The 24,299-nt window shown below is 67.9% G+C and carries 22 protein-coding genes; 14 read left to right on the top strand and 8 right to left on the bottom strand.

All coding sequences use genetic code 11. The features are described from left to right. Positions 1 to 160: 160 nt before the first annotated feature. From aceE to OHS57_RS10590, 3 genes are all read left to right on the top strand, one after another. Positions 161 to 2,827 carry a pyruvate dehydrogenase (acetyl-transferring), homodimeric type gene (aceE, locus tag OHS57_RS10580; RefSeq protein ID WP_041990530.1) on the top strand — a complete coding sequence of 889 codons (2,667 nt, stop codon included), beginning with the start codon at positions 161 to 163 and terminating at the stop codon, positions 2,825 to 2,827. 136 nt (positions 2,828 to 2,963) lie between these two features. Then, positions 2,964 to 3,938: a helix-turn-helix transcriptional regulator gene (locus tag OHS57_RS10585; protein ID WP_198533304.1), complete on the top strand. Its 975-nt coding sequence runs from the start codon at positions 2,964 to 2,966 to the stop codon at positions 3,936 to 3,938. Between the two features lie 100 nt (positions 3,939 to 4,038). Beyond that, positions 4,039 to 4,953 (top strand): winged helix-turn-helix domain-containing protein, encoded by a 915-nt coding sequence (locus OHS57_RS10590; protein WP_041990529.1) that lies wholly within the window; start codon positions 4,039 to 4,041, stop codon positions 4,951 to 4,953. On the opposite strand, the gene OHS57_RS10595 is transcribed toward OHS57_RS10590, so the two are convergent. Beyond that, positions 4,945 to 5,130 carry a hypothetical protein gene (locus OHS57_RS10595; RefSeq protein WP_041990528.1) on the bottom strand — a complete coding sequence of 62 codons (186 nt, stop codon included), beginning with the start codon at positions 5,128 to 5,130 and terminating at the stop codon, positions 4,945 to 4,947. The genes OHS57_RS10590 and OHS57_RS10595 overlap by 9 nt on opposite strands. A gap of 259 nt (positions 5,131 to 5,389) precedes the next feature. On the opposite strand from OHS57_RS10595, the gene OHS57_RS10600 reads away from it, so the two are divergent. Continuing rightward, positions 5,390 to 6,241: a winged helix-turn-helix domain-containing protein gene (locus OHS57_RS10600; protein WP_328581736.1), complete on the top strand. Its 852-nt coding sequence runs from the start codon at positions 5,390 to 5,392 to the stop codon at positions 6,239 to 6,241. A gap of 62 nt (positions 6,242 to 6,303) precedes the next feature. Here OHS57_RS10600 and OHS57_RS10605 read toward each other — a convergent pair whose 3' ends face one another. Next, positions 6,304 to 7,242 carry an SDR family oxidoreductase gene (locus tag OHS57_RS10605; protein ID WP_328581737.1) on the bottom strand — a complete coding sequence of 313 codons (939 nt, stop codon included), beginning with the start codon at positions 7,240 to 7,242 and terminating at the stop codon, positions 6,304 to 6,306. 109 nt (positions 7,243 to 7,351) lie between these two features. On the opposite strand from OHS57_RS10605, the gene OHS57_RS10610 reads away from it, so the two are divergent. Next, positions 7,352 to 7,867, top strand: a complete 516-nt coding sequence (locus OHS57_RS10610; RefSeq protein ID WP_328585036.1) for a DUF4240 domain-containing protein — start codon at positions 7,352 to 7,354, stop codon at positions 7,865 to 7,867. A 26-nt stretch (positions 7,868 to 7,893) separates the two neighbouring features. Here the strand turns inward: OHS57_RS10610 and OHS57_RS10615 are convergent, their stop codons facing one another. Then, positions 7,894 to 8,379 carry a GNAT family N-acetyltransferase gene (locus OHS57_RS10615; RefSeq protein ID WP_041990525.1) on the bottom strand — a complete coding sequence of 162 codons (486 nt, stop codon included), beginning with the start codon at positions 8,377 to 8,379 and terminating at the stop codon, positions 7,894 to 7,896. 35 nt (positions 8,380 to 8,414) lie between these two features. On the opposite strand from OHS57_RS10615, the gene OHS57_RS10620 reads away from it, so the two are divergent. Further along, positions 8,415 to 9,308 (top strand): TIGR01777 family oxidoreductase, encoded by an 894-nt coding sequence (locus tag OHS57_RS10620; RefSeq protein ID WP_041990524.1) that lies wholly within the window; start codon positions 8,415 to 8,417, stop codon positions 9,306 to 9,308. A 680-nt stretch (positions 9,309 to 9,988) separates the two neighbouring features. Continuing rightward, positions 9,989 to 11,182 (top strand): FAD-dependent oxidoreductase, encoded by a 1,194-nt coding sequence (locus tag OHS57_RS10625; protein WP_328581738.1) that lies wholly within the window; start codon positions 9,989 to 9,991, stop codon positions 11,180 to 11,182. 16 nt (positions 11,183 to 11,198) lie between these two features. Here the strand turns inward: OHS57_RS10625 and OHS57_RS10630 are convergent, their stop codons facing one another. Continuing rightward, positions 11,199 to 12,698, bottom strand: a complete 1,500-nt coding sequence (locus OHS57_RS10630; RefSeq protein ID WP_328581739.1) for a regulator — start codon at positions 12,696 to 12,698, stop codon at positions 11,199 to 11,201. Between the two features lie 226 nt (positions 12,699 to 12,924). On the opposite strand from OHS57_RS10630, the gene lipB reads away from it, so the two are divergent. The 4 genes from lipB to OHS57_RS10650 all read left to right on the top strand — a co-directional run bounded on the left by lipB (position 12,925) and on the right by OHS57_RS10650 (position 16,029). Continuing rightward, positions 12,925 to 13,716 carry a lipoyl(octanoyl) transferase LipB gene (gene lipB / locus OHS57_RS10635; RefSeq protein WP_041990521.1) on the top strand — a complete coding sequence of 264 codons (792 nt, stop codon included), beginning with the start codon at positions 12,925 to 12,927 and terminating at the stop codon, positions 13,714 to 13,716. A gap of 156 nt (positions 13,717 to 13,872) precedes the next feature. Beyond that, the gene (locus tag OHS57_RS10640; protein WP_328581740.1) at positions 13,873 to 14,874 is read left to right on the top strand and encodes a lipoyl synthase; all 1,002 of its coding nucleotides are present in this window, start codon (positions 13,873 to 13,875) and stop codon (positions 14,872 to 14,874) included. A 239-nt stretch (positions 14,875 to 15,113) separates the two neighbouring features. Next, complete coding sequence (locus OHS57_RS10645) at positions 15,114 to 15,320, top strand: SCO2195 family GlnR-regulated protein (RefSeq protein WP_328581741.1); 207 nt, start codon at positions 15,114 to 15,116, stop codon at positions 15,318 to 15,320. A 10-nt stretch (positions 15,321 to 15,330) separates the two neighbouring features. Beyond that, complete coding sequence (locus OHS57_RS10650) at positions 15,331 to 16,029, top strand: DUF4191 domain-containing protein (protein WP_328581742.1); 699 nt, start codon at positions 15,331 to 15,333, stop codon at positions 16,027 to 16,029. Positions 16,030 to 16,128: 99 nt separating this feature from the next. On the opposite strand, the gene OHS57_RS10655 is transcribed toward OHS57_RS10650, so the two are convergent. After that, on the bottom strand, positions 16,129 to 16,596 hold the full coding sequence (locus OHS57_RS10655; protein WP_041996601.1) for an RDD family protein: 468 nt from the start codon (positions 16,594 to 16,596) through the stop codon (positions 16,129 to 16,131). Positions 16,597 to 16,817: 221 nt separating this feature from the next. Between OHS57_RS10655 and glnA the strand changes: the two genes are divergently transcribed. The 3 genes from glnA (at position 16,818) to OHS57_RS10670 (ending at position 20,937) form a co-directional block, all read left to right on the top strand. After that, on the top strand, positions 16,818 to 18,227 hold the full coding sequence (gene glnA, locus OHS57_RS10660) for a type I glutamate--ammonia ligase (RefSeq protein ID WP_041990516.1): 1,410 nt from the start codon (positions 16,818 to 16,820) through the stop codon (positions 18,225 to 18,227). A 1,285-nt stretch (positions 18,228 to 19,512) separates the two neighbouring features. Further along, positions 19,513 to 20,022, top strand: coding sequence for a hypothetical protein (locus tag OHS57_RS10665; RefSeq protein WP_328581743.1), 510 nt, complete (start codon positions 19,513 to 19,515; stop codon positions 20,020 to 20,022). 42 nt (positions 20,023 to 20,064) lie between these two features. After that, positions 20,065 to 20,937, top strand: a complete 873-nt coding sequence (locus OHS57_RS10670) for a TIR domain-containing protein (RefSeq protein ID WP_328581744.1) — start codon at positions 20,065 to 20,067, stop codon at positions 20,935 to 20,937. Positions 20,938 to 21,115: 178 nt separating this feature from the next. Here OHS57_RS10670 and OHS57_RS10675 read toward each other — a convergent pair whose 3' ends face one another. The 3 genes from OHS57_RS10675 to OHS57_RS10685 form a co-directional block, all read right to left on the bottom strand. Further along, on the bottom strand, positions 21,116 to 21,991 hold the full coding sequence (locus tag OHS57_RS10675; RefSeq protein ID WP_328581745.1) for a hypothetical protein: 876 nt from the start codon (positions 21,989 to 21,991) through the stop codon (positions 21,116 to 21,118). A gap of 377 nt (positions 21,992 to 22,368) precedes the next feature. Beyond that, a complete protein-coding gene (locus OHS57_RS10680; protein WP_328581746.1) occupies positions 22,369 to 23,094 on the bottom strand; it encodes a 5-formyltetrahydrofolate cyclo-ligase in 726 nt (241 codons plus the stop codon). A gap of 19 nt (positions 23,095 to 23,113) precedes the next feature. Next, a complete protein-coding gene (locus OHS57_RS10685) occupies positions 23,114 to 24,280 on the bottom strand; it encodes a helix-turn-helix transcriptional regulator (RefSeq protein WP_328581747.1) in 1,167 nt (388 codons plus the stop codon). Positions 24,281 to 24,299 lie beyond the last annotated feature (19 nt).

Consider the following 24,299-nt stretch of genomic DNA (forward strand, 5'->3'; position numbering starts at 1 on the left):
GGATGCCAATTTCTTCAGATCGTGAACTTTTACCCCGTTACCCTTTGATCGATCATCGATCAGCGACTTACAGTGGACAGCGGGCTGCACCCAGCCCGTCGCCCTGTCCTGCCAGACAAGGGCCTTTCTCCACCCCCCTCCTGTCCGGAAGGCGGCGACCATGACCGACCCCGTAGGCAAGCTTCCGAGCGAGCTCGACCAGCTCCCGGACCGTGACACCGAGGAGACCGCCGAATGGGCGGCCTCCCTGGACGCCGTCACCGAGAACGCAGGACCGCACCGCGCCGCGTACCTGATGCGCCGCACCCTCCAGCACGCCGGTTCCGCCGGGGTCGCGCTGCCCGCGCTGCTGGAGAGCGACTACGTCAACACCATCCCGACGGCCGCCGAGCCCGCCTACCCGGGCGACGAGGCGCTGGAGTCCCGGATCACCGCCTGGAACCGCTGGAACGCGGCCGCCATGGTGACCCGCGGCTCCCGGCTCGGCCTCGGCGGCCACATCGCGACGTACGCCTCGGTCGCCTGGCTCTACGAGACGGGCTTCGAGCACTTCTTCCACGGGAAGGAGGCCGACGGTTCCGGCGACCAGCTCTATCTCCAGGGCCACGCGTCGCCCGGCATCTACGCCCGCGCCTTCCTCGACGGCCGGCTCTCCGCCGACCAGCTCGACCGCTTCCGCCAGGAGGCGGGCGGCGACGGACTGCCGTCGTACCCGCACCCGCGGCGGCTGCCCTGGCTGTGGGAGTTCCCCACGGTCTCCATGGGCATAGGCCCGATCTCCGCGATCTACCAGGCGCGCTTCAACCGCTATCTGGAGAACCGCGGCATCAAGGACACCTCCCACTCGCACGTCTGGGCGTTCCTCGGCGACGGCGAGATGGACGAGCCCGAGTCGACGGCCTCCCTCGCCCTCGCGGCGCGTGAGGGCCTGGACAATCTGACCTTTGTCATCAACTGCAACCTGCAGCGGCTCGACGGCCCGGTCCGGCCCAACTTCAAGATCGTGCAGGAGCTGGAGGCCCAGTTCAGGGGCGCCGGCTGGAACGTGGTCAAGTCGCTGTGGGGCCAGGCCTGGGACTCCGTCATCGCCCAGGACACCGACGGCGCGCTGCTGCGGCGGCTGCGCGAGGTGCCGGACGCCCAGTTCCAGACGTACGCGACGCGCGACGCCGCCTACATCCGCGAGCACTTCTTCACCGACCCCTCGCTGCGCCGTATCGCGCAGGGCCTCACCGACGCCAAGCTGCTGGAGCTGTTCCAGACGTCCCGCGCCGGTCACGAGCCCCGCAAGGTCTACGCGGCCTACCGCGCGGCCATGGAGCACAAGGGCGCGCCGACGGTGATCCTCGCGCAGACCGTGAAGGGCCACACGCTCGGCCCCGACTTCGAGTCGCGCAACGCGAACCACCAGATGAAGAAGCTGACCGGCAAGCAGTTCCGCGCCATGCGCGACCTGCTCGAACTGCCCATCCCCGACAGCGCGCTGGACGACGCCGTCGTGCCGTACTGGCACCCCGGCGAGAACTCGCCCGAGGTCCGGTACCTGCGCGAGCGGCGCGCCGCGCTCGGCGGTCCCGCCCCGGCCCGCAAGGTCGTCGCGAAACCGCTGCCGCAGCCCGCCGACAAGGCCTTCGACGCGCTCAAGAAGGGGTCGGGCACCCAGGAGATCGCCACCACCATGGCGTTCGTCCGGCTGGCCAAGGACCTGATGCGGGACAAGGAGACCGGCAAGCGCTGGGTCCCGATCGTCCCCGACGAGGCCCGCACCTTCGGTATGGAGTCGCTGTTCCCGACGGCCGGTCTGTACTCGCCGAAGGGCCAGACGTACGACCCGGTCGACCGTGACCAGCTCCTGTACTACAAGGAGGCCAAGGACGGTCAGATCCTGAACGAGGGCATCACGGAGGCCGGTTCGCTGGCCGACTTCACCGCGGCCGCGACGTCGTACGCGACGCACGGCGAGCCGATGATCCCGTTCTACATCTTCTACTCGATGTTCGGCTTCCAGCGCACGGCCGACCAGTTCTGGGCGCTCGCCGACCAGCTGGGCCGGGGCTTCGTCATCGGCGCGACGGCCGGCCGTACGACGATGACGGGCGAGGGCCTGCAGCACGCGGACGGTCATTCGCATCTGATCGCCTCGACCAACCCGGCGGCGGTCAGCTACGACCCGGCGTTCGCCTACGAGGTCGCCGTCATCGTCAAGGACGGGCTGCGCCGGATGTACGGCCCCGACGCCGAGGACATCTTCTACTACCTGACGGTCTACAACGAGACCAAGGTGCAGCCCGCCATGCCCGCGGGCGTGGAGGAGGGCATCCTGCGCGGTCTGTACCGCTACCAGGAGGCGGCGCCGGCGGCGGCCGACGCGCCCAGGCTCCAGCTGCTCGCGTCCGGCACGGCGATCCACTGGGTGCTGGAGGCTCAGCAGCTCCTCGCCTCGGACTGGGGCGTCGCCGCCGACGTGTGGTCGGCGCCGTCCTGGACGGAGCTGCGCAGGGACGCCCTTGAGGCGGACGAGGCGCTGCTCCGCGGTGAGCAGCGGATCCCGTACGTGACCCGCGCGCTGTCCGGGGCACCCGGCCCGGTGCTCGCGGTCAGCGACTGGATGCGGCAGGTGCCGGACCAGATCAGCCAGTGGGTCGAGCAGGACTGGTCCTCGCTCGGCACGGACGGCTTCGGTCTCTCCGACACCCGTGAGGCGGCGCGCCGGCACTTCGGCGTCGACGCGCAGTCGGTCGTGGTCGCGGCGCTCGCGCAGCTCGCGCGGCGTGGTGAGGTCAAGCCGGAGACCGTCGTGGAGGCCCGTCAGCGCTACGGCCTCTGAGCCCGTCTCCGGTCCGTTTCCGGTCTGTCTCCGAGTCCGCTTCCGGTCCGTTTCCGCGGGAACCCCCGTCGCATCGAGCAGTTCGCGACGGGGGTTCCCCTGTATGCGATGCCGCTCTGGCTGCATGATGGGTGGCATGCGCGCTGCCCGACTGATCAAGATGGTGCTCCTGCTCCAGTCGAGGCCGTCCATGACCGCGGCCCAGCTGGCCAGGGAACTGGAGGTCTCCGAGCGGACCATCACCCGCGACGCCCAGGCACTCTCGGAGGCCGGGGTGCCGGTGTATGCGAACCGCGGCAGGACCGGCGGCTACCGGCTCGTCGGCGGCTACCGCACCGGTCTGACCGGTCTTGCCCGCAGCGAGGCCGAGGCGCTGTTCCTGTCGGGGGTGCCGGGCGCGCTGCGGGAGATGGGGCTGGACGACGTCGCTTCGGCAGCCCGGCTCAAGGTGTCGGCCGCGCTGCTGCCTTCGCTGCGGGACGCCCCCGACTCGGCGGCCCGGCGGTTCCACCTGGACGCCCCCGGCTGGTACCACGAGCCGCAGACGCCCGAGCTGCTGCAGGTGATCGCCGAGGCGGTCTGGGGCGACCAGCTGCTGTCGGCGCGCTACCGGCGCGAGGACGCCGAGGTGGAGCGGGAGCTGGCGCCGTACGGTCTCGTGCTCAAGGCCGGAGTCTGGTACCTGTGCGCGGACGCCAAGGGGGCCTTCCGGGTCTACCGGATCGACCGGTTCACCGCCGCCGAACCCCTGAAGGAACGTTTCTCCCGAGATGAGTCCTTTGATCTGCCCAGCTTCTGGGAGCAGCGCTCGGCCGAGTTCGCCCGCTCGATCCTGCGGACCGAGGTGACCGTACGGCTCTCCCCCGACGGGGTGCGCAGGCTGCCGTACGCGGGTGACCGCGCCGCCGCCTGCGAGGCCATCGAGGCGGCCGGGGAGCCGGACGCCCAGGGGCTGCTCACGGTCACCCTGCCGGTCGAGTCGGAGGAGGTGGCGTACGCCCAGCTGCTGGGGCTGGGCCCGGACGCCGAGATCCTCCGTCCCGCCTCGCTGCGCGACCGGTTCGCCGAGGCGGCGGCGCGGCTGCACGCGCTCTACGACCCGCCCGTCTGAGCCAATGGCAGCCGCTTGGCAGCAGTTGGGAAGACCTCGCAGATAACTCTCGCCCATTGGCAGGCTGTTGTAGAGTTTGGCTGTGCCTGGAGACAGCGCCTTGACCGACGGACAACGGCGTCCGCGGGATGTGGTGGCGGACGCGTTGCGCGACCACATCTCGTCAGGAGAGCTGCGCGTCGGCGACCACATCCCCACCCAGGCCGAGTTGAGCCGGCGCTACGAGGCACCGCGCGGCGCCGTCCGCAGGGCGCTCGAAGTCCTGGAGAACGAGGGCCTGATCAAGCGGGCCCAGCAGGGCACTCCGCCGACCGTCGCACGGACCGCACCGAGCGGCGCCTCCCGGCTGCTGCCGGGACCGACCGCCAACGACGTGCCTACGCCCAGAAGCCACCCGCCGCGCCCCGCAGGGGTGTTCCTCGGCGAGCGGGTCGCGCTCTGCTTCCAGCAGCCGCACGTGACGATCGACGCGTACTGCCTCAACGGCGAGACCCTCGCCTCCGCGCTCGCCGGACCGCTCGTCGCCCTCGGCACCGCCGGCGTACCGACCCCCGAGCGGATCGCCGTACGGATCCTGCTGCCGAACGCTGAGGACCCGCTGGCGCTGCCGCAGGTCGTCGGAGAGCCGCACAACACCCGGCCGCGCGAGCGGCTGCGGGAGACCACCGGGCACATCTACGGCTCGCTGCGCCACTCGCTGCGCATGCTGAAGGTCAGGGGGCTGGTGCCCGAGGTGCGGGTGGAGGCCAGGAAGGTCTCCATATCGCCGACCCAGAAGGTGTACATCCTCAACGGCGAGGAGGTGCTGGCCGGGCACTACCAGGTGCAGACGCGCACGGTGGACCTCGACCGGGACGAACCGATCGAGATCTACGACATGCTCGGCGTCGAAGGGATGCTGTTCCGGCACGCGGCGGTCGACGAGGACCAGGTCACAGCGGCGTACGTGGAACAGACCCAGAAGTGGTTCGACTCCCTGTGGGACACCATCGCCGTCCCGTGGGACTCAGGCTGATCCGACCAGCAGCAGGACCAGCAGTACGGTCGCGGCGCACAGCAGGTTGCCGCCCGACCCCTTCTCCTCGCGCAGCGCCCGTACGAGCAGCGCGCACAGCAGCCCCAGCAGGGCTCCCTGGGGCCCGAAGGCCCCGATCACCTCAATGATCATGTCCGTTCGTGACAGCGCCCCCATGGCATCTCCTCCGGTTCACTTCTGCGTTCGCGGGACACCCTTCGGTTGGCACCCTTTGGCAGATGAGTTTCTGCGGAGTGAAGGCCAATGGTCGGGTATCGGTTCTCTCCTTGATACCCATCCGTAATGGCAGCCATTGAGCTGCAGCGGGACCGGCCTGACCGAACAACCGGTCAAGTTGCCGGGCAGCCAATCGACTTGACCGGTTGCTGCAGCCATCTGTCGGACACCGCAGCCGAGTTGTAGCCTCAGCAGAGTGATGCCCACCGACCGGGGTGACGCCGAGGACCTTCCCCGCTACCGCTCCGTCGCGGATGATCTGCGCAGCAGGATCCTGGACGGGCGGCTTTCGGCGGGTGAGGCGCTGCCCAAACAGCAGCAGTTGCAGCGCCACTACCAGGTGGGCAGAGGCACCATCCAGAGCGCCCAGCAGATGCTGCGCGACGAGGGACTGCTGGAGGACGGGGCACCGGGAAGAGCCGCCCGGGTTGCCAATCGGACGACCAACCTCCGGCCATTGGCCTACTACATCGCGCAGGCGTTCACCGCCCGGCATGTCGTCCTGGACGTCTGGTCACTGACCACGGAACAGCTCAGCCAGGCGGTGCGCAACGAGGTCGAGGCGATCCTGGAGGGCCGCCGCCGCCCCCCGGAGACCATCACCGTCCGGGTCCTGCTGCCCGACCTGACGACCAGCCACCCGTACCCCCGCCACGCCGACGACCCGGCCGACCCCCGCCCGCTGCTGCGGCTACGGCACGTCATCCGGACCTACGCGGGAGCGCTGGAGCACTCACTGACCCGGCTGGCGGAACGGGGGCTGGTCGGACAGGTCTCCGTCGCGATCAGGGGACTGCCCACCATCCCCGGCGAGAAGCGCTACCTGATCAACGGCACGGAGATGCTGACCGCGTACTACTGGCTGGAACGCGGCCAGATGCAGAACAACCCGGACGGCGCCTCACTGGACGTCATCGAGCTGCGCGGCGGCGATCTCTTCCGCTCGACACTGGACGGCGCCGACGCATCGGAACAAGCCAGATTCGAGCAGGTCAAGCTCTGGTTCGACACCCGCTGGGACGAGGTGGCCCAGCCGCTGCAACTGGACTAGGGAGGGCCTTGGTCGTGTCCGCGCCAGGCATCGCGAGCCGGACGAGACGTCGCGGACACTCCCTAGCGGTAGTCCTCGGCCGTCGCGTCCTTGCCACCGGCGACGACCTCGGCGAAGTACGCCTCGGAGTCGGGGCGGCTGCCGTCCGCGTCGGTGAAGCCGTACTCCCGCGCCAGCCGCCCGCTGGACAGCGACCGGCCGTTCCACCGCTCCCGCTCCGGATCACCGGCGAGCGCGGCGACGGCCCTGCCCACCAGGACGGGCGTCTCGGAGATCGCGAAATGCGGCTCCCGCGCGACGGCGTCGCGCCAGGTCTCCTCGGTCACCCCGAAGTGGTCCAGCATCTGCTCGGAGCGCAGGAAGCCGGGCGTCAGCGAGACGGCGGTGCAGCCGGACTCCTTCAGCTCCTCCCCCAGCCCGTACGCCATCCTGATGGGCGCGTTCTTGGTGAGGTCGTAGAAGAGATTCCCCCGGTACGCCTTGTTCGCCTCGGCGGTGCCGTCGGTGATCTCCACGACGAGCCCGCCCGGCCGCCGTACGAGCAGCGGCAGCGCGAGGCTGCTGGTGATCAGATGGGTCTTCACCCCCAGCTCCAGCATCCGCAGCCCCCTGTCGAGGCCGACCTCCCACATCTTCGTGTCGAAGTCGATCAGATGCTCGCCGCCCCACACATCGTTGACGAGCACATCCAGCCGGCCCTGCTCCCGCTCGATCCGCTCGACCACCGCGCGCACCTGTGCGGGGTCCAGATGGTCGGCCTGTACGGCGATGCCGACGCCGCCCGCCGCCGTCACCAGCTCGGCCGTCTCCTCGATGGTCTCCGAGGCCCGCCCGACCTCGCTCACCCGCTCGCGGGTCGTCCGCCCGGTGGCGTACACGGTCGCGCCCGCCGCGCCGAGCTGGACGGCGATTGCCCGCCCGGCTCCCCGGGTGGCTCCCGCCACCAGGGCGACTTTTCCTGTCAGTGTCTTCGCGTGGTCCGTGGTCTTTTCGTGGTCCATGCGGCGACCCTCACACAGAAAGCAGACATCTTCTGTCCGCATAGGAAAGGCGTGAAATTCGGCCACTCCACGTGCGCCGTACCCCCGCAAGCACGATGCTGGACCCGTGATGGACGAGACGGAGTTCTGGGAGATCGTCGACAGCACCCGCGAGGCCGCCGAAGGCGACCCCGAGGACCAGGCCGACCTGCTGGTCGAGCGGCTGCTGCAGCTCGACCCCGACTCGGTCCTGGACTTCGCCCGGCACTTCGAGGCCCGCTACAACCGCGCGTACCACTGGGACCTGTGGGGCGCGGCTGCCGTCCTGCTGGACGGCGCGAGCGACGACGCCTTCGACTACTTCCGGTGCTGGCTCATCGGCCAGGGCCGCGAGGTCTTCGAGGGGGCGCTGCACGACCCGGACAGCCTCGCCGAGCTGCTGGACGGGTTCGACGAGGAGATCGACGGCGACGGCGAGGAACTGGGCTTCGCCGCGGACGAGGCGTACGAGCAGCTCACCGGAGTGGTGGCACCGGCCCTCGGCATCGCGGCGCAGGCGGCGGAGCCGGAGGGGACGCCCGTCGACTTCGAGGACGCGGAGGCACTGGCGGAGCGCTTCCCGCGCTTGACGGAGCGGTTCGGGTAAGCGTCGCGGGGCGCCTTTCGGGGCCGCTAGAGCGTGCGCCCCATCAAGACGTCGTCCACGTACCGGCCGTCCAGGAAGAACTCCCCCGGCAGCACCCCCTCGACCACGAAGCCCGCCGCCTCGTACAGCCGCCTGGCCGGTGCGTTGTGCCCGAGGACGCGCAGCGTCAGCCGCCGCGCACCCTGCGCCCGCGCCCGCCCGGCCGCCGCCCGCACCAGCGCCCGCCCGACCCCCCGGCCGCGCTCCCGGCCGTCCACGACGAGACCCCTGATCTGGCGTACGTGCGCGTTGGCCGCCAGCGCGGTGGCGGGCGCCACGGCGACGTACCCGACGAGCCGGCCGTCCACCTCGGCGACCAGGAAGTTCTCCGGCGGATGCCGGTCGTCGAAGAACGGCTCGTACGCCTGCGGCCTGGGCGTCACCGCGTGCAGCGGCGACCACATCTCCCGGTCGAGGTCGGCCAGCTCCTGCTCGTCCGCGCGGAAAGCGGGACGTATCTTCAGATCTGCCATGGCGCAACTGTGCCACCGGGGGTTCCCGGGGCAGGATGGGTTTCATGAGGATCGCGATCACCGGTTCCACCGGGCTCATCGGTACGGCACTCGTACGCTCCCTGCGCGCGGACGGGCACGAGGTGGTGCGACTGGTCCGGCGGCCCTCGAACGCGGGCGACGAGGTCGAATGGGACCCCGCGCGCCAGCACGTGGACGTACGCGGCCTGAACGGCTGCGAGGCGATCGTCCACCTGGCGGGCGCGGGGGTGGGCGACCATCGCTGGACCGACGAGTACAAGAAGGAGATCCGCGACAGCCGCGTCCTCGGTACGGCGGCGATCGCGGAGGCCTGCGCGGTCCTGGACGGACCGCCGCGCGTGCTCGTGTCCGGCTCGGCGATCGGCTTCTACGGTGACACCGGCGACCGGGTGGTCGACGAGAACGCGCCGCCCGGTGACGGGTTCCTGCCGTCGGTCTGCGTGGAGTGGGAAGAGGCCACGGCGGCGGCGGTGGAAGCGGGCGTCCGCACGGTCCTCGCCCGTACGGGCCTGGTCGTCTCGCGGGACGGCGGCGCGTGGGGCCGGCTCTTCCCGCTGTTCCGCGCGGGCCTGGGCGGCCGGCTGGGCGACGGCAAGCAGTACTGGAGCTTCATCGCGCTCCACGACCACGTGGCGGCGCTGCGGCACGCGATCGACACGCCGACGCTGGAGGGCCCGCTGAACCTCACGGCCCCGGAACCGGTCACGAACCGCGAGGTCACGACGGCGATGGGCCAGGCCCTGCACCGCCCGACCCCGTTCCCGGTACCGGCGGCGGCGCTGCGGGTGGCGCTGGGCGAGATGTCGAGCGACGTGCTGGGCAGCCAACGGGTGATCCCGACGAAGCTGCGCGATTCGGGGTTCACGTTCGCGTTCCCGACGATCGCGGAGGCGATCGGCGCGGCGTAGTCGGGTTCTTGGTTGCGGTTGTCGCCGTCGGGCGCGGTGTCGGTTGGCGGTCTTGGTTGCGGTTGTCGCCGGGTGCCGTTCCGGGGAGGCGTCCTGCGCTGCATGATTTACGGCGCGTACTCCCGAGACGCGGAGCCACCGCCGAGATGCGCCACAAATCACGCTCTACGCTCCGGACACCACCCCTGCACGACCCCCTTCCCCCCGCCCCACGGATCGCTGCGCCGCGACCACCAAGGCAAGGCGGACCGGGCGTCCACGCCAGGGACGTGCCCCCGGCCCGCACGGCACCCCCACCCGCGCTAACGCGAACAGCCGTGCCCGACCACCGGGGGGAGGGGGCCGGGGCCGGAGGAGGGGGGTGTCCGGACGTAAAGCGAAGGAGCTCATGCGACAAGCAGTCCGGACACCCCCCTCCGCAGGACCCGGAACCCGCACCGGATGGCAACAACCTCAACCCAGACCGCACCCCCGCCGGAAGGCGACACCGCAGGACCCGGAACCCGCCACCGGACAGCGAGACCGCAACCAAGAACCGCCAACCAAAACCGCGCCGGACGGCGACACCGCGCGCCACGCGTGCCACCGTGCACCCGAACACGCGCGTCCGCCCCCGGCCGTCCCCATACCTACGCTCAACTCCGAACTCGCCTATAGCCAGGGCTTGTTGGGAGGGACACGTGTTCAACAGCAGCACCAACACCACGTACCACACAGACGTCGTCGTCATCGGTGCCGGTATCGCCGGCCTCGCCGCCGCTCGCCATCTGCGCGATGCCGGCCTCGACGTCACCGTTCTTGAGGCCGCGCCCTACGTCGGGGGGCGGATGGCCACCGACGACGTGGACGGCTTCCGGCTCGACCGTCTGGGGCAGTTGCTCAGCGCCTCGTACGACGAGTTGTACAGAACGCCCGGACTCGACGGCGTCGCCCTGCGGGCGTTCTCACCCGGCGTGCTCGTGCACAGCGGCGGCATACGGCGCGCGCAGGGCGCATGGGGCGCGCACGCAAGCATGTCGGCGCAGGCGCCCCACCCGGACCGCCCCGCGCGGGACGTCTACGCGGACGCCACGGAACGCGCCCTGCTCGCCGCGCTGCTCCTCGACCCGGAACTCGCCACCTCGGGCCGGCGCGCCGAACTCGCCCTGCGTGACTTCGCCATGGGCGGACTGTGCGTACCGCAGGGCGGTGCCGCCGTGCTCGCCGAGGCGCTCGCGGGGGCGCTCCCGGCCGGTTCGGTACGTACGGAGGTGTCCGTGACCGAGGCGTCGATCAACCGCGTACAGACCAAGGAGCACGGCGAGTTCGCCTGCCGGTCACTGCTGGTGGCGACCGGCGCGCGGGCCGCGGCCGAGCTGTTGCCGGGGCTGCGGGTGCCCGCGTTCCATCCGGTGACGGTTCTTCACCACACGGCGGAAAACGCGCCGTTGGCGGATCCCACGCTGCTGCTGGACGGCGACAGGGAAGGGCCCGTCGCGCACACCGCCGTGATGAGCGCGGTGGATCCGAGCCGCGCCCCCGCCGGCCGGGCGCTGATCTCGTCGACGGTGCTCGGCGTCCCACCCGCGGCGGGCGAGTTGGACCGTACGGTGCGGGCGCAGCTGGCCCGGATGTACGGATGTCCCACCGACGACTGGGAGTTGCTCGGCGTGCACCACGACCCGGAGGCGGTACCGGCCATGCCGCCGCCGTACGACCCGGTTCGCGCCGTGCGGCTGCTGGCGGGGCTGTACGTGTGCGGTGACCACCGGGACACCAACACCGCGCAGGGCGCGCTGTCTTCGGGCCGCAGGGCGGCGCGGGCGGTGCTGCGGGACATCGGCGCCAGGCCGGTGCGGGGGACGGTGGCGGCCCCCCTGACGGCCGCCGCGTAACGCCCCCCGCCAGGTCTCAGCCCAGCGCCGCGACCCGGTCCCGGTACGTGCGTACCGCCATCGCGTCCCGGTAGGGCTCCAGCCGCCGTTCGAACTCCCGGACGTACTCGACCGCGCGGGCCGACCGCATCTCCGTCGCCTGCTGGGCCGCCTCGGCGCCCAGCAGGCACGCCTGGTCCAGCTCGCCGAGGCCCAGCCGCGCCGTGGCGAGGACGACGCGGCAGAACAGCCGGCTGCGGGCCAGCGCGGGGGCGCGCAGCTGGAGGGAGCGCTCGGCGTGCTGCGCGGCCGTGCGGTACTGCTGGAGGTCGCGGTGGCAGTGGCCGAAGTCGTCGGCGAGCTGCGCCTCGTCGAAGTGGCGCGCCCAGTGGGGCACGTCGTCGCCGGGTCTGGCACTCTCCAGGGCGCGTTCGGCCCGTACGAGCGAGGCGGTGGCCGTCCTGGCCTCGCCGAGCACGCCGTGGCCGCGCGCCTCGACGGCGTGCAGCAGGGCCTGGACGACGGGCGGCACCGCCGAGCCGACGCCCTGCTGGGCCACGCGCGCCAGCTGGACGGCTTCGCGGCCGTGGCCGAGGTAGACGGCCTGGCGGCTCATCGTGATCAGCACGTACGAGCCGTACGCCCGGTCGGCGGCGGCCTGGGAGAGCCGGAGTGCCTGCACGAAGTAGCGCTGGGCGAGGCCGTGGGCGGCGATGTCGTACGACGTCCAGCCGGCGAGCCGGGTCAGCTCGGCGGCGGCGGCGAACAGCCTGCGGCCGGTGTTCTCGCCGTATAAGCCGCGCAGCATCGGCTCGGTCTCGTGTTCGAGGTAGCGCACGAGCGCCTGCCGGGCGTGGCCGCCGCCGTACGTCTGGTCGAGGGTGCGGAACAGCTCGCCGACGGAGCGCAGCGCCTCGATGTCGCCGGGGGTGACCCGCTGCCCCGCCGCCCGTTCGGTGCGCTGCCGTGGGACGCCGGGGACGCCCGGCACGGCGGCGACACCCGGCGCGGCCGGGAGCGCGGGCGCCGGCCGGGACGGCTGCTGGCCGGGCACCCGAACGTTCGGCGCGGGGCCCGCTTCCGGACGGCCGACCCGGTCGTCGGCCCGGCCGATCAGCCAGTCGCGGCTCGGCACGACGAGCCCTGCGGGGGTGAAGGCGATCTTGCGGAGTTCCGCGTGACTGCCGGAGTCCTTGCGCCAGAGGCCGGCCACGATGTCGACGGCCTCCTCGGGGGTGGCGGCGAATTCGAGGCCCGCGTAGACGGGGGCACAGGCGTCGAGCCCCAGGTCCTGCGCGGCGAGCCGGCGGCCGAGTCTGCGGGTGAAGACCTCCGCGATCAGTGCGGGGGTGGTGCCACGGGGTTGCTGCCCGCGCAGCCAGCGCGTCACGGACGTTTTGTCGTACCGCAGATCGAGGCCGTGTTCCAGGCCCAGCTGGTCCACCCGGCGGGCGAGGCCCGCGTTGGAGAATCCGGCTTCCGCGATGAGCGCGGCGAGCTGGCGGTTGGGAATGCGCTGCGGAGGTCGTTCCGACATCAGCTGTACGGTCTCCTGCCTTCCGGGCCCAAGAGCAGCCCTCATGGAACGGCGCGAATTTAGCGGCAGTGGCCGCCGCCACCGGCACGTTCGACCCGGATTCATCCGATCGTGTGAGGATTCTGGACATAGCTGACGCACACCTGCCGGGCTGCTTGTCGGAGTGCCGCCGTACAGTTGCGGGAGCGCGACACGTGCACGGAGCGGGTCTGAAGGAGGCACTGCCGTGAGTGAGCTGCGGTTCGTTCATCTGGGGTTCGGCGAGCAGGCCGTCGAGTACCGGGAGGCGTGGCAGGAGCAGCGCCGAGTGCACTCGGCGCGCTTCGCCGACGAGGTGCCCGACACCTGTCTGCTGCTGGAGCACCTGTCGGTGTACACGGCAGGGCGGCGTACGGAGGACAGCGAGCGCCCGCTGGACGGCACCCCGGTGGTCGACGTGGACCGGGGCGGGAAGATCACCTGGCACGGCCCCGGGCAGCTGGTCGGCTACCCGATCGTGCGGCTGCCGCGTCCGGTGGACGTCGTCGCGCATGTCCGCCGGCTGGAGGAGGCGTTGATCCGTACCGCGACCGACTTCGGTGTGGCGACCACCCGGGTGGAGGGCCGCAGCGGGGTGTGGGTGCTGGGCGACCCGGTGGAGAAGCGGCCTTCGGGTCTGTCGCTTGACTTCGACCCGAGACTGAAGGACGACGAGTTCGACCCCCGGCTGAACGGCCCGGAGTACGCCCCGTCCAACGCGGGCCAGCGCCGGGAGGACCGCAAGCTCGCCGCGATCGGCATCCGGGTGGCCAAGGGCGTCACGATGCACGGCTTCTCGCTGAACGTGAACCCGGACAACAAGGAGTACGACCGGATCGTGCCCTGCGGGATCCGGGACGCGGGGGTGACGTCGCTCGCGTACGAGCTGGGGCATGACGTGACGATCGCCGAGGTGCTCCCCGTCGTCGAGGGGCATCTGCGGGACGTTCTGGAGAACGCAGAGCTGGCGCCGCGCGAGGTCGAGCGCGCCAGCGCGTGAGACGGGCGGGGCTGTAGCGGCCCCGGGCCGCCGGGGCCGCAGGGAATGCGGCCTTCTGGCGGGGGGTTGGCCAGACGTAATGCCACGCAAATAACGGGCGTAACCTGGTATTCGCCGAAGAATCGAATGCCGCGCCAGCAGAGAGAGGTGCCGGACGTGTCCGCTGTCGCACCCGACGGACGCAAGATGCTGCGTCTGGAGGTCCGGAACAGCCAGACCCCCATCGAGCGCAAGCCCGAATGGATCAAGACCCGGGCGAAGATGGGCCCCGAGTACACCAAGATGCAGGCCCTGGTGAAGTCCGAGGGGCTGCACACGGTCTGCCAGGAGGCGGGCTGTCCCAACATCTACGAATGCTGGGAGGACCGCGAGGCGACCTTCCTCATCGGCGGCGACCAGTGCACCAGGCGCTGTGACTTCTGCCAGATCGACACGGGCAAGCCCGAGCCGCTGGACCGTGACGAGCCGCGCCGGGTGGGTGAGTCGGTCGTCACGATGGACCTGAACTACGCCACGATCACCGGCGTCGCCCGCGACGACCTGCCGGACGGCGGTGCCTGGCTGTACGCGGAGACGGTGCGCCAGATCCACGGGATGACGGCGGAGCGCGCCGACGGCCGTACCAAGGTCGAGCTGCTGATCCCCGACTTCAACGCCGTTCCCGAGCAGCTGGCCGAGGTCTTCTCGTCGCGGCCCGAGGTGCTCGCGCACAACGTGGAGACGGTCCCCCGGATCTTCAAGCGGATCCGCCCCGGCTTCCGGTACGAGCGGTCCCTCGAAGTCATCACCCGGGCCCGCGAGGCCGGGCTGGTCACCAAGTCCAACCTGATCCTGGGCATGGGCGAGGAGCGCGCCGAGGTCAGTGACGCGCTGCGCCATCTGCACGAGGCGGGCTGCGAGCTGATCACGATCACCCAGTACCTGCGCCCGTCGGTGCGCCACCACCCGGTGGAGCGCTGGGTGAAGCCGCAGGAGTTCGTCGAGCTGCAGCAGGAGGCCGAGGAGATCGGCTTCTCCGGTGTGATGTCGGGGCCGCTGGTGCGTTCGTCGTACCGCGCGGGCCGGCTGTACCGGCAGGCGATGGAGCGCCGTGGCGCGCCGGTCGACGGAGAGTCGGCGGGACTGCCGGTCGGGCAGGGCGCCGGACAGGCCGTCTGACGCCGACTGTGTGAAGCTGGGCACAAGCGGCTACTTGCCAGTAGAGGCCGGCCGTGCCGCGGTCCGCACGTTCCCCGCAGGTCGGGGGCGCGTACGGGCCGCAACCGCGTGAGAAGGCCCCGCCGTCAAGGTTTCATTCGCGTTTGACCGCTTGGTCACGCCCTGGTAACACCTGTCGGTGACGCTGGTTCCACGTACCGCGCCCACCCGCGATCACCGCTCCGAAGGGGACCGACATCATGCAGGCAGCGCCTGTACGACCCGTCACCGTAACCGTCTCCACCGCTCTGCGCGCCGTCGAGTCGCTGCTGATGAGCGGCGGCCAGCGGACAGCCCGCCGGAACGCCTGGACGGCCGTCCTCGAAGACCGCCGCAGGGCCAAGGACCGGGTGGAGGCGCAGCACGTTCTGGAGGCCGTGTCGAACACCGCTTCCCAAGCCACGTAAACTCCCGTACATGGCGAGGAAGGAAAACGCAGACTTTGCTGCGAACCAGGGGCGACTGAAGCAGATCGCTCAGACCTACAAGATGACCAGGCGGGTCGACCCGAAGGTCGGTCTTGTCGTCGGCGGCGTCGGAATCGTCACCTTCGGTGTCCTCCTCGCGGTCGGTTTTCTGATCAACCACCCCCTCTATCTGGGCATTCTGGGTTTCATCCTGGCGTTCCTCGCGATGGCGATCATCTTCGGCCGCCGTGCCGAGCGTGCCGCCTTCGGACAGATGGAGGGACAGCCAGGCGCGGCGGCGGCGGTCCTGGAGAACGTGGGCCGTGGCTGGACCACGACGCCCGCTGTGGCGATGAACCGTAATCAGGACGTCGTGCACCGCGCGGTCGGCAAGGCGGGCATCGTGCTGGTGGCCGAGGGCAACCCGAACCGGCTGAAGAGCCTGCTGGCCGCGGAGAAGAAGCGGATGGCGCGCATCGTGATGGACGTGCCGGTGCACGACATCATCGTCGGTGACGGCGAGGGCCAGGTGCCGCTGAAGAAGGTCCGTACGACGCTGCTGAAGCTGCCGAGGGTGCTCGACGGGCCGAAGGTGACGGCGACGAACGACCGGCTGCGCGCGCTGGGCGACCTGATGAGCAACATGCCGCTGCCGAAGGGCCCGATGCCGAAGGGCATGCGGATGCCGAGGGGCGGAAAGGCGCGCTGACGCGCGGCGTACGAACGTCGGAGGGCGGCCCGGGGAGACCCGGACCGCCCTCCTTTACGTGTACGGACCAGATCCGAACCTTGGACTGAATCCCTTGGACTAAATCCGAACCTGAACGGCTCCGGAGGCGCGGTCGTGCAGCCCGCGCCCGTCGCGGTCCCAGATCAGCGCGGGGACGGCGAGGCAGAGCAGCACGCTGCGGACGAGGACCCGGCCGACGCCGAGCCGGCCGCCGGTCAGTCCGACGACGCGCAGCCCAAAGAGCCGCTTGCCGGGGGTGGAGCCGACCGTTCCGACGGTCAGGAGGCTCAGTACGAGAAGGACGAGCAGCGCCCAGTTGCCGGCGCGGTGCATCTCGCCGCCGGCGAGCAGCCCGTACGAGATGACCAGGCACAGCACCCAGTCGACGAAGATCGCGCCGAACCGGCGGCCGAGCGGAGCGACGGAGCCGGGGCCCTCTTCCGGCAGCCCGAGCCGTTCACCGCGGTAACCGAAATCGACGCCCATGTCCTCGGCGGCCGCGCGCGGTCCCGAGAGCCACGATCCGATTGCTTGCCTGTTGTCCACCCCCACACGGTACTGCGACCGGTTCCGGACCATCCGGACGGGGTACGCGAATCCCAAGGTCAACACCGTGCACCCAGGGCGGTTAACTTGGGCGAAACAACAGGGTCATGCTGGAGAAATGCCGGAAACCTATGGTCGGCTCCAGCGTGTGCCCCCACATCGGCCGCACGACCAAGCGATAAGCCCCCGCCCCTCCCCGGGTCGGGAGGAGGAGGAGCTGGATGTTCCAGAACGCCGACGAGGCCAAGAAGTTCATCGCGGATGAGGACGTCAAGTTCGTCGACGTCCGATTCTGCGACCTGCCTGGCGTGATGCAGCACTTCACGATCCCGGTCGGCTCGTTCGACCCGTCCGAGGAGCTGGCCTTCGACGGTTCGTCGATCCGCGGCTTCCAGGCGATCCACGAGTCGGACATGGCGCTGCGCGCCGACCTGTCGACGGCACGGGTCGACCCGTTCCGCCGCGACAAGACGGTGAACATCAACTTCTTCATCCATGACCCGATCACGGGTGAGCAGTACAGCCGCGACCCGCGCAACATCGCCAAGAAGGCCGAGGCCTACCTCGCCTCCACCGGCTTCGCGGACACCGCGTACTTCGGCCCCGAGGCCGAGTTCTACGTCTTCGACAACGTGCGCTTCAACACGACGGCGAACGAGAGCTTTTACCACATCGACTCCGAGGCAGCCGCCTGGAACACCGGCTCCACGGCCGACAACCGCGGCTACAAGGTGCGCTACAAGGGCGGTTACTTCCCGGCCCCGCCGGTCGACCACTTCGCCGACCTGCGCGCGGAGATCTCCCTGGAGCTTGAGGCTTCCGGCCTCCAGGTCGAGCGTCAGCACCACGAGGTCGGCACCGCAGGCCAGGCGGAGATCAACTACAAGTTCAACACGCTGCTCGCCGCGGCCGACGACCTGATGCTCTTCAAGTACATCGTGAAGAACGTGGCGTGGCGCAACAACAAGACCGCGACCTTCATGCCCAAGCCGATCTTCGGTGACAACGGCTCCGGCATGCACGTGCACCAGTCCCTGTGGCAGGGCGGCACGCCGCTCTTCTACGACGAGCAGGGCTACGCCGGTCTGTCGGACATGGCGCGCTACTACATCGGCGGCATCCTGAAGCACGCGCCGTCGCTGCTGGCGTTCACCAACCCGACGGTCAACTCGTACCACCGCCTGGTCCCCGGCTTCGAGGCCCCGGTCAACATGGTCTACTCGCAGCGCAACCGCTCGGCCGCGATGCGTATCCCGATCACCGGCTCGAACCCGAAGGCCAAGCGCGTCGAGTTCCGCGCCCCCGACCCGTCGTCCAACCCGTACCTGGCCTTCTCGGCCCTGCTGCTGGCCGGCCTCGACGGCGTCAAGAACAAGATCGAGCCCCCGGAGCCGATCGACAAGGACCTCTACGAACTGGCCCCGGAAGAGCACGCCAGCGTGGCCCAGGTCCCGACGTCCCTCCCGGCGGTCCTCGACGCCCTGGAGGCGGACAACGAGTACCTCCAGGCGGGCGGCGTGTTCACGGCGGACCTGATCGAGACGTGGATCGACTACAAGCGCACCAAGGAAATCGCCCCGATCCAACTCCGCCCGCACCCGCACGAGTTCGAACTGTACTTCGACATCTAGGATGTAAAGCTCGAACTCGATAGGCAAGAGCAGGCCGCAACGAGCGTTGGCTCCACCGAAATCCGGGGCCAGCGCTCGTTCTTGCCTTTTCAGTGGCCCCGGAGGGGCGCCGGGTGAAACCGTTCAGGCGAAACGAAGGCCGCACCTGCCTCGGCACCGGGAAGTCCTAGAGGGCCGACCGGACCGATCTGGCTCAATCAGATAGCCGAAGACCATGTGATGTGCCTCCTCCGACACCTCGTCCCAGGTGTCCGGAGTCACGATCATGACCTCGCGCATCAAGCCAGATCTGACGCGTCCTCCGGAACGAGCCCGCTCATCCGCGGCCTCGAAGACCGGATGCCTCTTGGGTGCTGTCCGTGTCTGACTCGGCTAATCACCCGGGCGACGGCCCCGCAACGCCGCCCAGACCCAGGAGGCCGGGCGGGTTCAAACGGAGTTCTCGGCCGGGACGCCGGTACACGAACGCCATCGCATCAGACTCAGGAGCCTGGGACAGGCAATGGCGGTGGCCAAGTTGGGCGCGGTCCGAAGAACCGGAGATGCGCTAGGAGTCCGAGTGCACGAAGGACTACTCGGGTCAACATGCCTCGTCACAATCGGCTGCGGGCCGGACGCCGCGTACGAAGATCTGGCGGATCACGGATCCGTCGTGTTGCGACCGGAGCCCGACCCCTTCCTGGCGCGACGCACGGCTCCCTCCGAGAGGGCTGAAGCTGGCGGGGAGCGTTACGTCGGAGGGGCCCGCATCGTCCTGGGGCGCTCCTGGATTGAGCCGGCCGACACAGACGCCCGGGCTACAGCTCAATTAACACTACGGGCGGGGCTCGCCCTTGTAGGCACGCAGCGCGGGGCTCTGCCTCGTATCGGCGGATCTCACTCCAGAGAATGCCGCAGAATAAGGCCGAGGGACCAAAGCTCTCCGGGCGGTCTTCAACTGTTGGTGGGGAAGAATTCCCAAAGGTCGGCTGGGAAGTTCGTGACGATGACAGTCAACAGTTGGAACCTAACACCGTAGGTGCGGCCCGATCCGCCGTGACGGACCCGTCACCTGATCCTGCGAACCTGATGTCGAACGAGTGAGAGGGTATTCACTGTCGCCGTTGAATGGTCGTGCGAGACTTGCATGTCTTTTCGAAAATGCTCCTGTAGCCATCTGGGGGGTATTGTGTTCGCAAGGTGGCGAGATTCCCGTAAATTATGCTTCAATAGCATTAGAAGGGTGTCGTTGGGTCTAATGACAGCGGCATTGGTTACGGCATGTGCCAGCATCATGATTGCCCTCGTGGCCTACTGGTTGAACCATCAAGGAGAGGTCCGTAGATCTCTTCAGCAAGCGCGAATCGACAGGGTGAACAGTCAACTAAAAGACCTTTACGGTCCACTTCTCGTTCTCGCCGAAACGAACGAGAAAGCGTGGAACGAATATCGGAGACGATACATTGAACCGGTTGGTGCAATTTCAGCCGGAAGTTCGCTCCCGGAAGCAGAAGAGACGCGATGGCGTACGTGGATTAAATCTGTGTTCGCGCCGATCGCCCAACAAATACGAGAGATTATCACGACACAAGGGGATCTGATCATCGGAGTCGAAATGCCTCCTGTGGTTCTAGAATTTTGTGCTCACACGGCGACGTATCAGGCGCTTATGGAGGACTGGGAAGGTGCGGGTCGCGATAAATCCACTTTGATCCGCCATCCGGGGGGTCAGTTTCTATTTTACGTGCGAGACTCGTATGAGTCGCTGAAGGCGGAACAGGCGCTCCTGCTTAGGTCAGTGCGTGAGTCCGGCTGATTCGAGTTTGACGATCAATCTGCCGCCTAGAAGGGCATCGCGATGAAAGTATTTCTGAGTTGGTCAGGGGAGCGCTCCAAGAAAACTGCCGAGGCTCTGTGGTCCTGGTTGCCGGATGTACTCCAGTACATTAATCCATGGCTCTCCAGTCTGGACATCTCGGCAGGGAGCCGGGGCGTCCGAGAGATTACTGACGAGCTTTCCGAGACGAACTTCGGAATCATCTGTGTAACCCCAGAGAATCAAAATTCGACCTGGATCAATTTCGAGGCTGGAGCCCTCTCCAAGCAGGTTGATGGTGGCTGCGTCGTTCCATTCCTGGTGGGTATGAGGATGACTGACCTGATTAGCCCTCTCAGTCAGTTCCAGGCCGTCAACGGTGGCAGTATGGAAGATGCACAGAAACTTCTGTTCGACATCAACGACGCTGCAGGGAATTTGGCCATCTCTCGCGAAAGGCTAGAGCGAGCATTCCAAAGAAGTTGGCCAGATTTCGAGAGCATTGTAAGCAGTGTCAAGGAAAGATCCTCGGAAGATGGCCTCTCGGATTCCGTCCGACGCTCCGAGGCTGACATGACGGAGGAGATCCTTCTGATTTCTCGCCAACTTGATCATCGGATGGCCGATCTTGAGAGGTATACACTACGAGTGGACGGCACTTCGAGGCGGCCGCCTCGGGAGATTCGCCGTATCAGCGAAGAGAAATTCATTTCTTTGTCATTCGCTAAGATTGGCTGGGAGGCCCTCAGTTCCTCTTGGGAGGGCGAGAATGTGACTATTGTGGCGCACAGTCCAGACAGGCCTTCGCATTCGATTTCCCGCGACTTTATCGAACGACTCGCGAAATCTCTTGGCCGAGAAGTAATCGTATTCGGGGAATCCGGGAAGGTTATCGTTCGCAGCAGTCGTGCCTGAAATCCTTCCTGAAGGAAGAGGTTCGTGGATATCGCCCTACGTTCTTGGCGGATACGGAGTAGCTGGCGCAGCAGTGCAGACGAGTTTGCGTGATGCAGCACCGGTAGGCACCAATCAAAGTCAGAATTTGTATTTTAGACCGATGTCGAGAGATCCGCCGATGTGACTCTGGACCAGATCACTTGAACTCAAATGGCAATTTGATTGGCATCGGCATTTTCTCCGTCTTCTTCAGTCGATGAAGACGCAGGTCTCCAGCCTTCTCCGGATCGACCCAGGCATTCCATGCTTTGATGTAGATTGCCACCTGATCGCGCATGTTCATCTTGCGCTTGGAACTGCGCTTCTGGATGTCTTTCGCCACCTCTCGTAGCGCAAGCCTCGCATCGTGGGGGTCCAGGCTCGCTCCTGACTTGAGGCCAGAGATCCATGATTCGATCTCTGCGGCGGGCGCCGCCTCAGTGGTCAAGTAGACCCCCGTTGACACTGCGGGCCAACTCGCGAACAGGTACTTTGAAAGCTCACGACCGATGGTGACCGATTCTCTGTAACCTTCTGGATCCTCGTTGTATGCCGCTAGGATTTGGTCATTGGAAACGCGAGCCTGGGGGCCTCTCCAAGGGGCGTTCGACATCGTCTTGAAGAGAATTACATGGCGGACGGTAGAGGAAAGCTGGGGCAAGTTCTTCTCGCCTGTCGAAAAGAGGGTGTCTGCGCCACTGCGACGCTTTCCGATGTCAAGAACTGGGAAGACTTCTTTTGATAGCCCCTCAAAAATGATCATCTCTACTGTGGTCTTTGCCTCCATAATTGCGTGGAGGCGGTGCTGGCCGTCGAGAAGTGCCCCATCGCTGTCGAAGGCGATTCCCTGGTGGGTTAGCTTCCATTCTCCTCGTAGAATTGTTTCCGCCAGCACTTTAACTTGACTCATATTCAGGCGTCTGTTTACTGCAGCCTTGGTCAGAAAAGATTCGGCGAGTTCGGGGGTTACCTTGGCGATTCGTGAGACGAGTTCATCGTTTGGTTCCTCCGGCCCCGCATCGTTGATAGTCATCCAGTCATCGTAAGTTGTCGGCGACAAGGCTCCTCGCCTTTGATCATAGGTGACAAATACTGTGCCATCTACATCCTCTGATGATTCATTTATGCGGGTTCTGGTTGCATCCTTGCGCATCGGCATAACGCCCCGACTGAGTGACCAAGACGAACAACGAACAGGATTAGAAGCTTGGGGCCACTTGGCCGCACGTTGCACCCCACGGACCACCGGGGTGGGTCTTTCCGATAGCCGGATCGTGAGCCTGGGGAGATTGCTGACATCGCCCGGGCAGTTCTCGCGCCGATGCTTCCACCTGTGCGACGGACTCGCGGTCGGCCTGTGACAGACCGTCCACGGGCGCTTCGCCCGCTGGAGCCGTCCCGCTGGGGTCGTCATGCCAGGTGGCGTGCTGCCAGGGCCGGGATCGTGGCGATCTTCTCCGGTGTAAGGGCCGACCAGTCGACTCCTGACGGCCGGTGGGGGTTCGGGCAGACGATGGTCTCGTCGGGGGTGACGATCATGTCGACGCTGACGTCGTGCTCGGTGGTGGGGATCAGAGCGTCGGTCACCTGGAGGGCGTGGACGGTGGTGACGATCACGGTCTCCGGGGTCACGAGGCCGGCCTCGGTGAGGAGGGCGAATTCGATGTCGGAGTAGCCGGCGCCCTTGCCGATGCGGGCGCCGTCGCGGTTGACGGCGACGCTGCCGAGGACGATCAGGTCCAGGGGACGGAGGGCGTCGACATCGACGGTGGGGGCGATCGTGGCGGCGATGCGGCTGGCCGCGGCCTCGGCGGGTGGGACGGTGAGGGCTGCCGGGTCGAGAAGGTAGAAGGGCTTGAGTGTGGCCAGCTTCGGGACCGCCATGTAGACGATCTTTCCCTCCTCCAGGGCCCTTGCCCTCACGGGGAGTTGGGCCTTGTCCGGGACGGCTTTGACGACGCCGGCGCGTTGCCAGGCCGGGAGTTTCGACAACCGGCCCGCAGCTTCCTCGGCACCCTTGAAATTGGGGATGCGGCCATGGACGGAAGCGTCGTGGACGGCGTCGGCTGCGGTCAGGGCATCCCAGACCTGGGTGCGTACCGCTTGTTTGGCCTGGTCCAGGGAGCTGGCTGCCACCGGGGTCTCCTTCTCTCTCTTACGCTGCCGTCATCAAGCCGAGCAGCCTGTCGTGGATCTCGGCGACCAGGGGTTCTTGTCGCCAGGGGCGCAACTCACGGGCCGCGCCGAAGACGATGTTCATGCCTCCACCCCCGCGAGTGGTCTCCAACTCGGCAACGGCTTCAGTGAGGCTGGCCACGGCCGTCTCGACATCGCCCTGACGAATACGGGCGAGCGTAAGGTTCCCCAGCACGATGGCGCGTGACTTTCGCCTGTCCCGTAGCGTCTCCGCCGTACTGGTCAGCAAGGTTTCGGCTCGCCGGTGGTCTCCGAGGGAGAGGTAGCAGGACCCTGCGAGGCGGCCGAACTGGGTGGGCGACACAAGGTCGGCGGCGGCGTCACTGCCGTCCGCGTGGTCGAGTTGACGCTCTGCGCGGGAGAGGGCTCGTTCGCAGTCTGAGGACGAACGCAGCATGGCGTGTGCCTCGGCAACGTGTAGAAGCGCCAGCCCGGACAGTGCCGGGCTCGTACGTTCGGCCTTTTCGGCTGCCTGCTCCGCGAGCGCGAGCCCGGCCCGTGCGTCGTGCGCGCCGTACAGCGCGACGTAGCCGGTGCGCAGTAAAGCGTGGGCTTCGAGGGTGGAGTCCCGTAGGTGGCGGGCGAGGTCGGTGCTCCGCTCGTAGTACGTCTTTGCGGTGACGTGATCACGACGTTGGGAGGCGTCCCAGACCAACTGGCCCATAAGCGTGCAGGCGTCGGCGTGCAGGGAGTGGAGTTCCCTTTGCACTCGTCCGCGTGCGGACCCGGCAGCGAGTTGATCAATCAGGTTGAGCTGTATCGCTGCTTCTGCGATGAGGCCGGCCGAAGGCACCCGGTCGTAACGAGCTGCGCAGTCGTCGAAGCGCGCGCGAAGTGTCGCGACGGCGGGCAGATCGACGCGATCTGGATGGAGCACCGCGTAGTCGATGGTGTCCTGTCCCTGCGGACCACCTGGCGACCGTGCGGTCAGGAGGTCATTGAGGCCTTCGGCATCGACGCGAAGAAGGCGGGCCAGCCGTGGACGCATCCAGGGCTGTGGAGCGGTACGGCCGGATTCCCAGCGAACAACGCTGGAGCGGTCCACCTGCATGTGCTCGGCAAGCGCCTCTTGGGTGAGGCCGACGGCTCGGCGGCGTGCCGCGAGGCCGTTGCGGTGGTGCGCCATGAGGTCGTCTCCCCGTTTC

Origin of the sequence: Streptomyces sp. NBC_00370, assembly GCF_036084755.1 — a bacterium.
Lineage (GTDB): Bacteria > Actinomycetota > Actinomycetes > Streptomycetales > Streptomycetaceae > Streptomyces.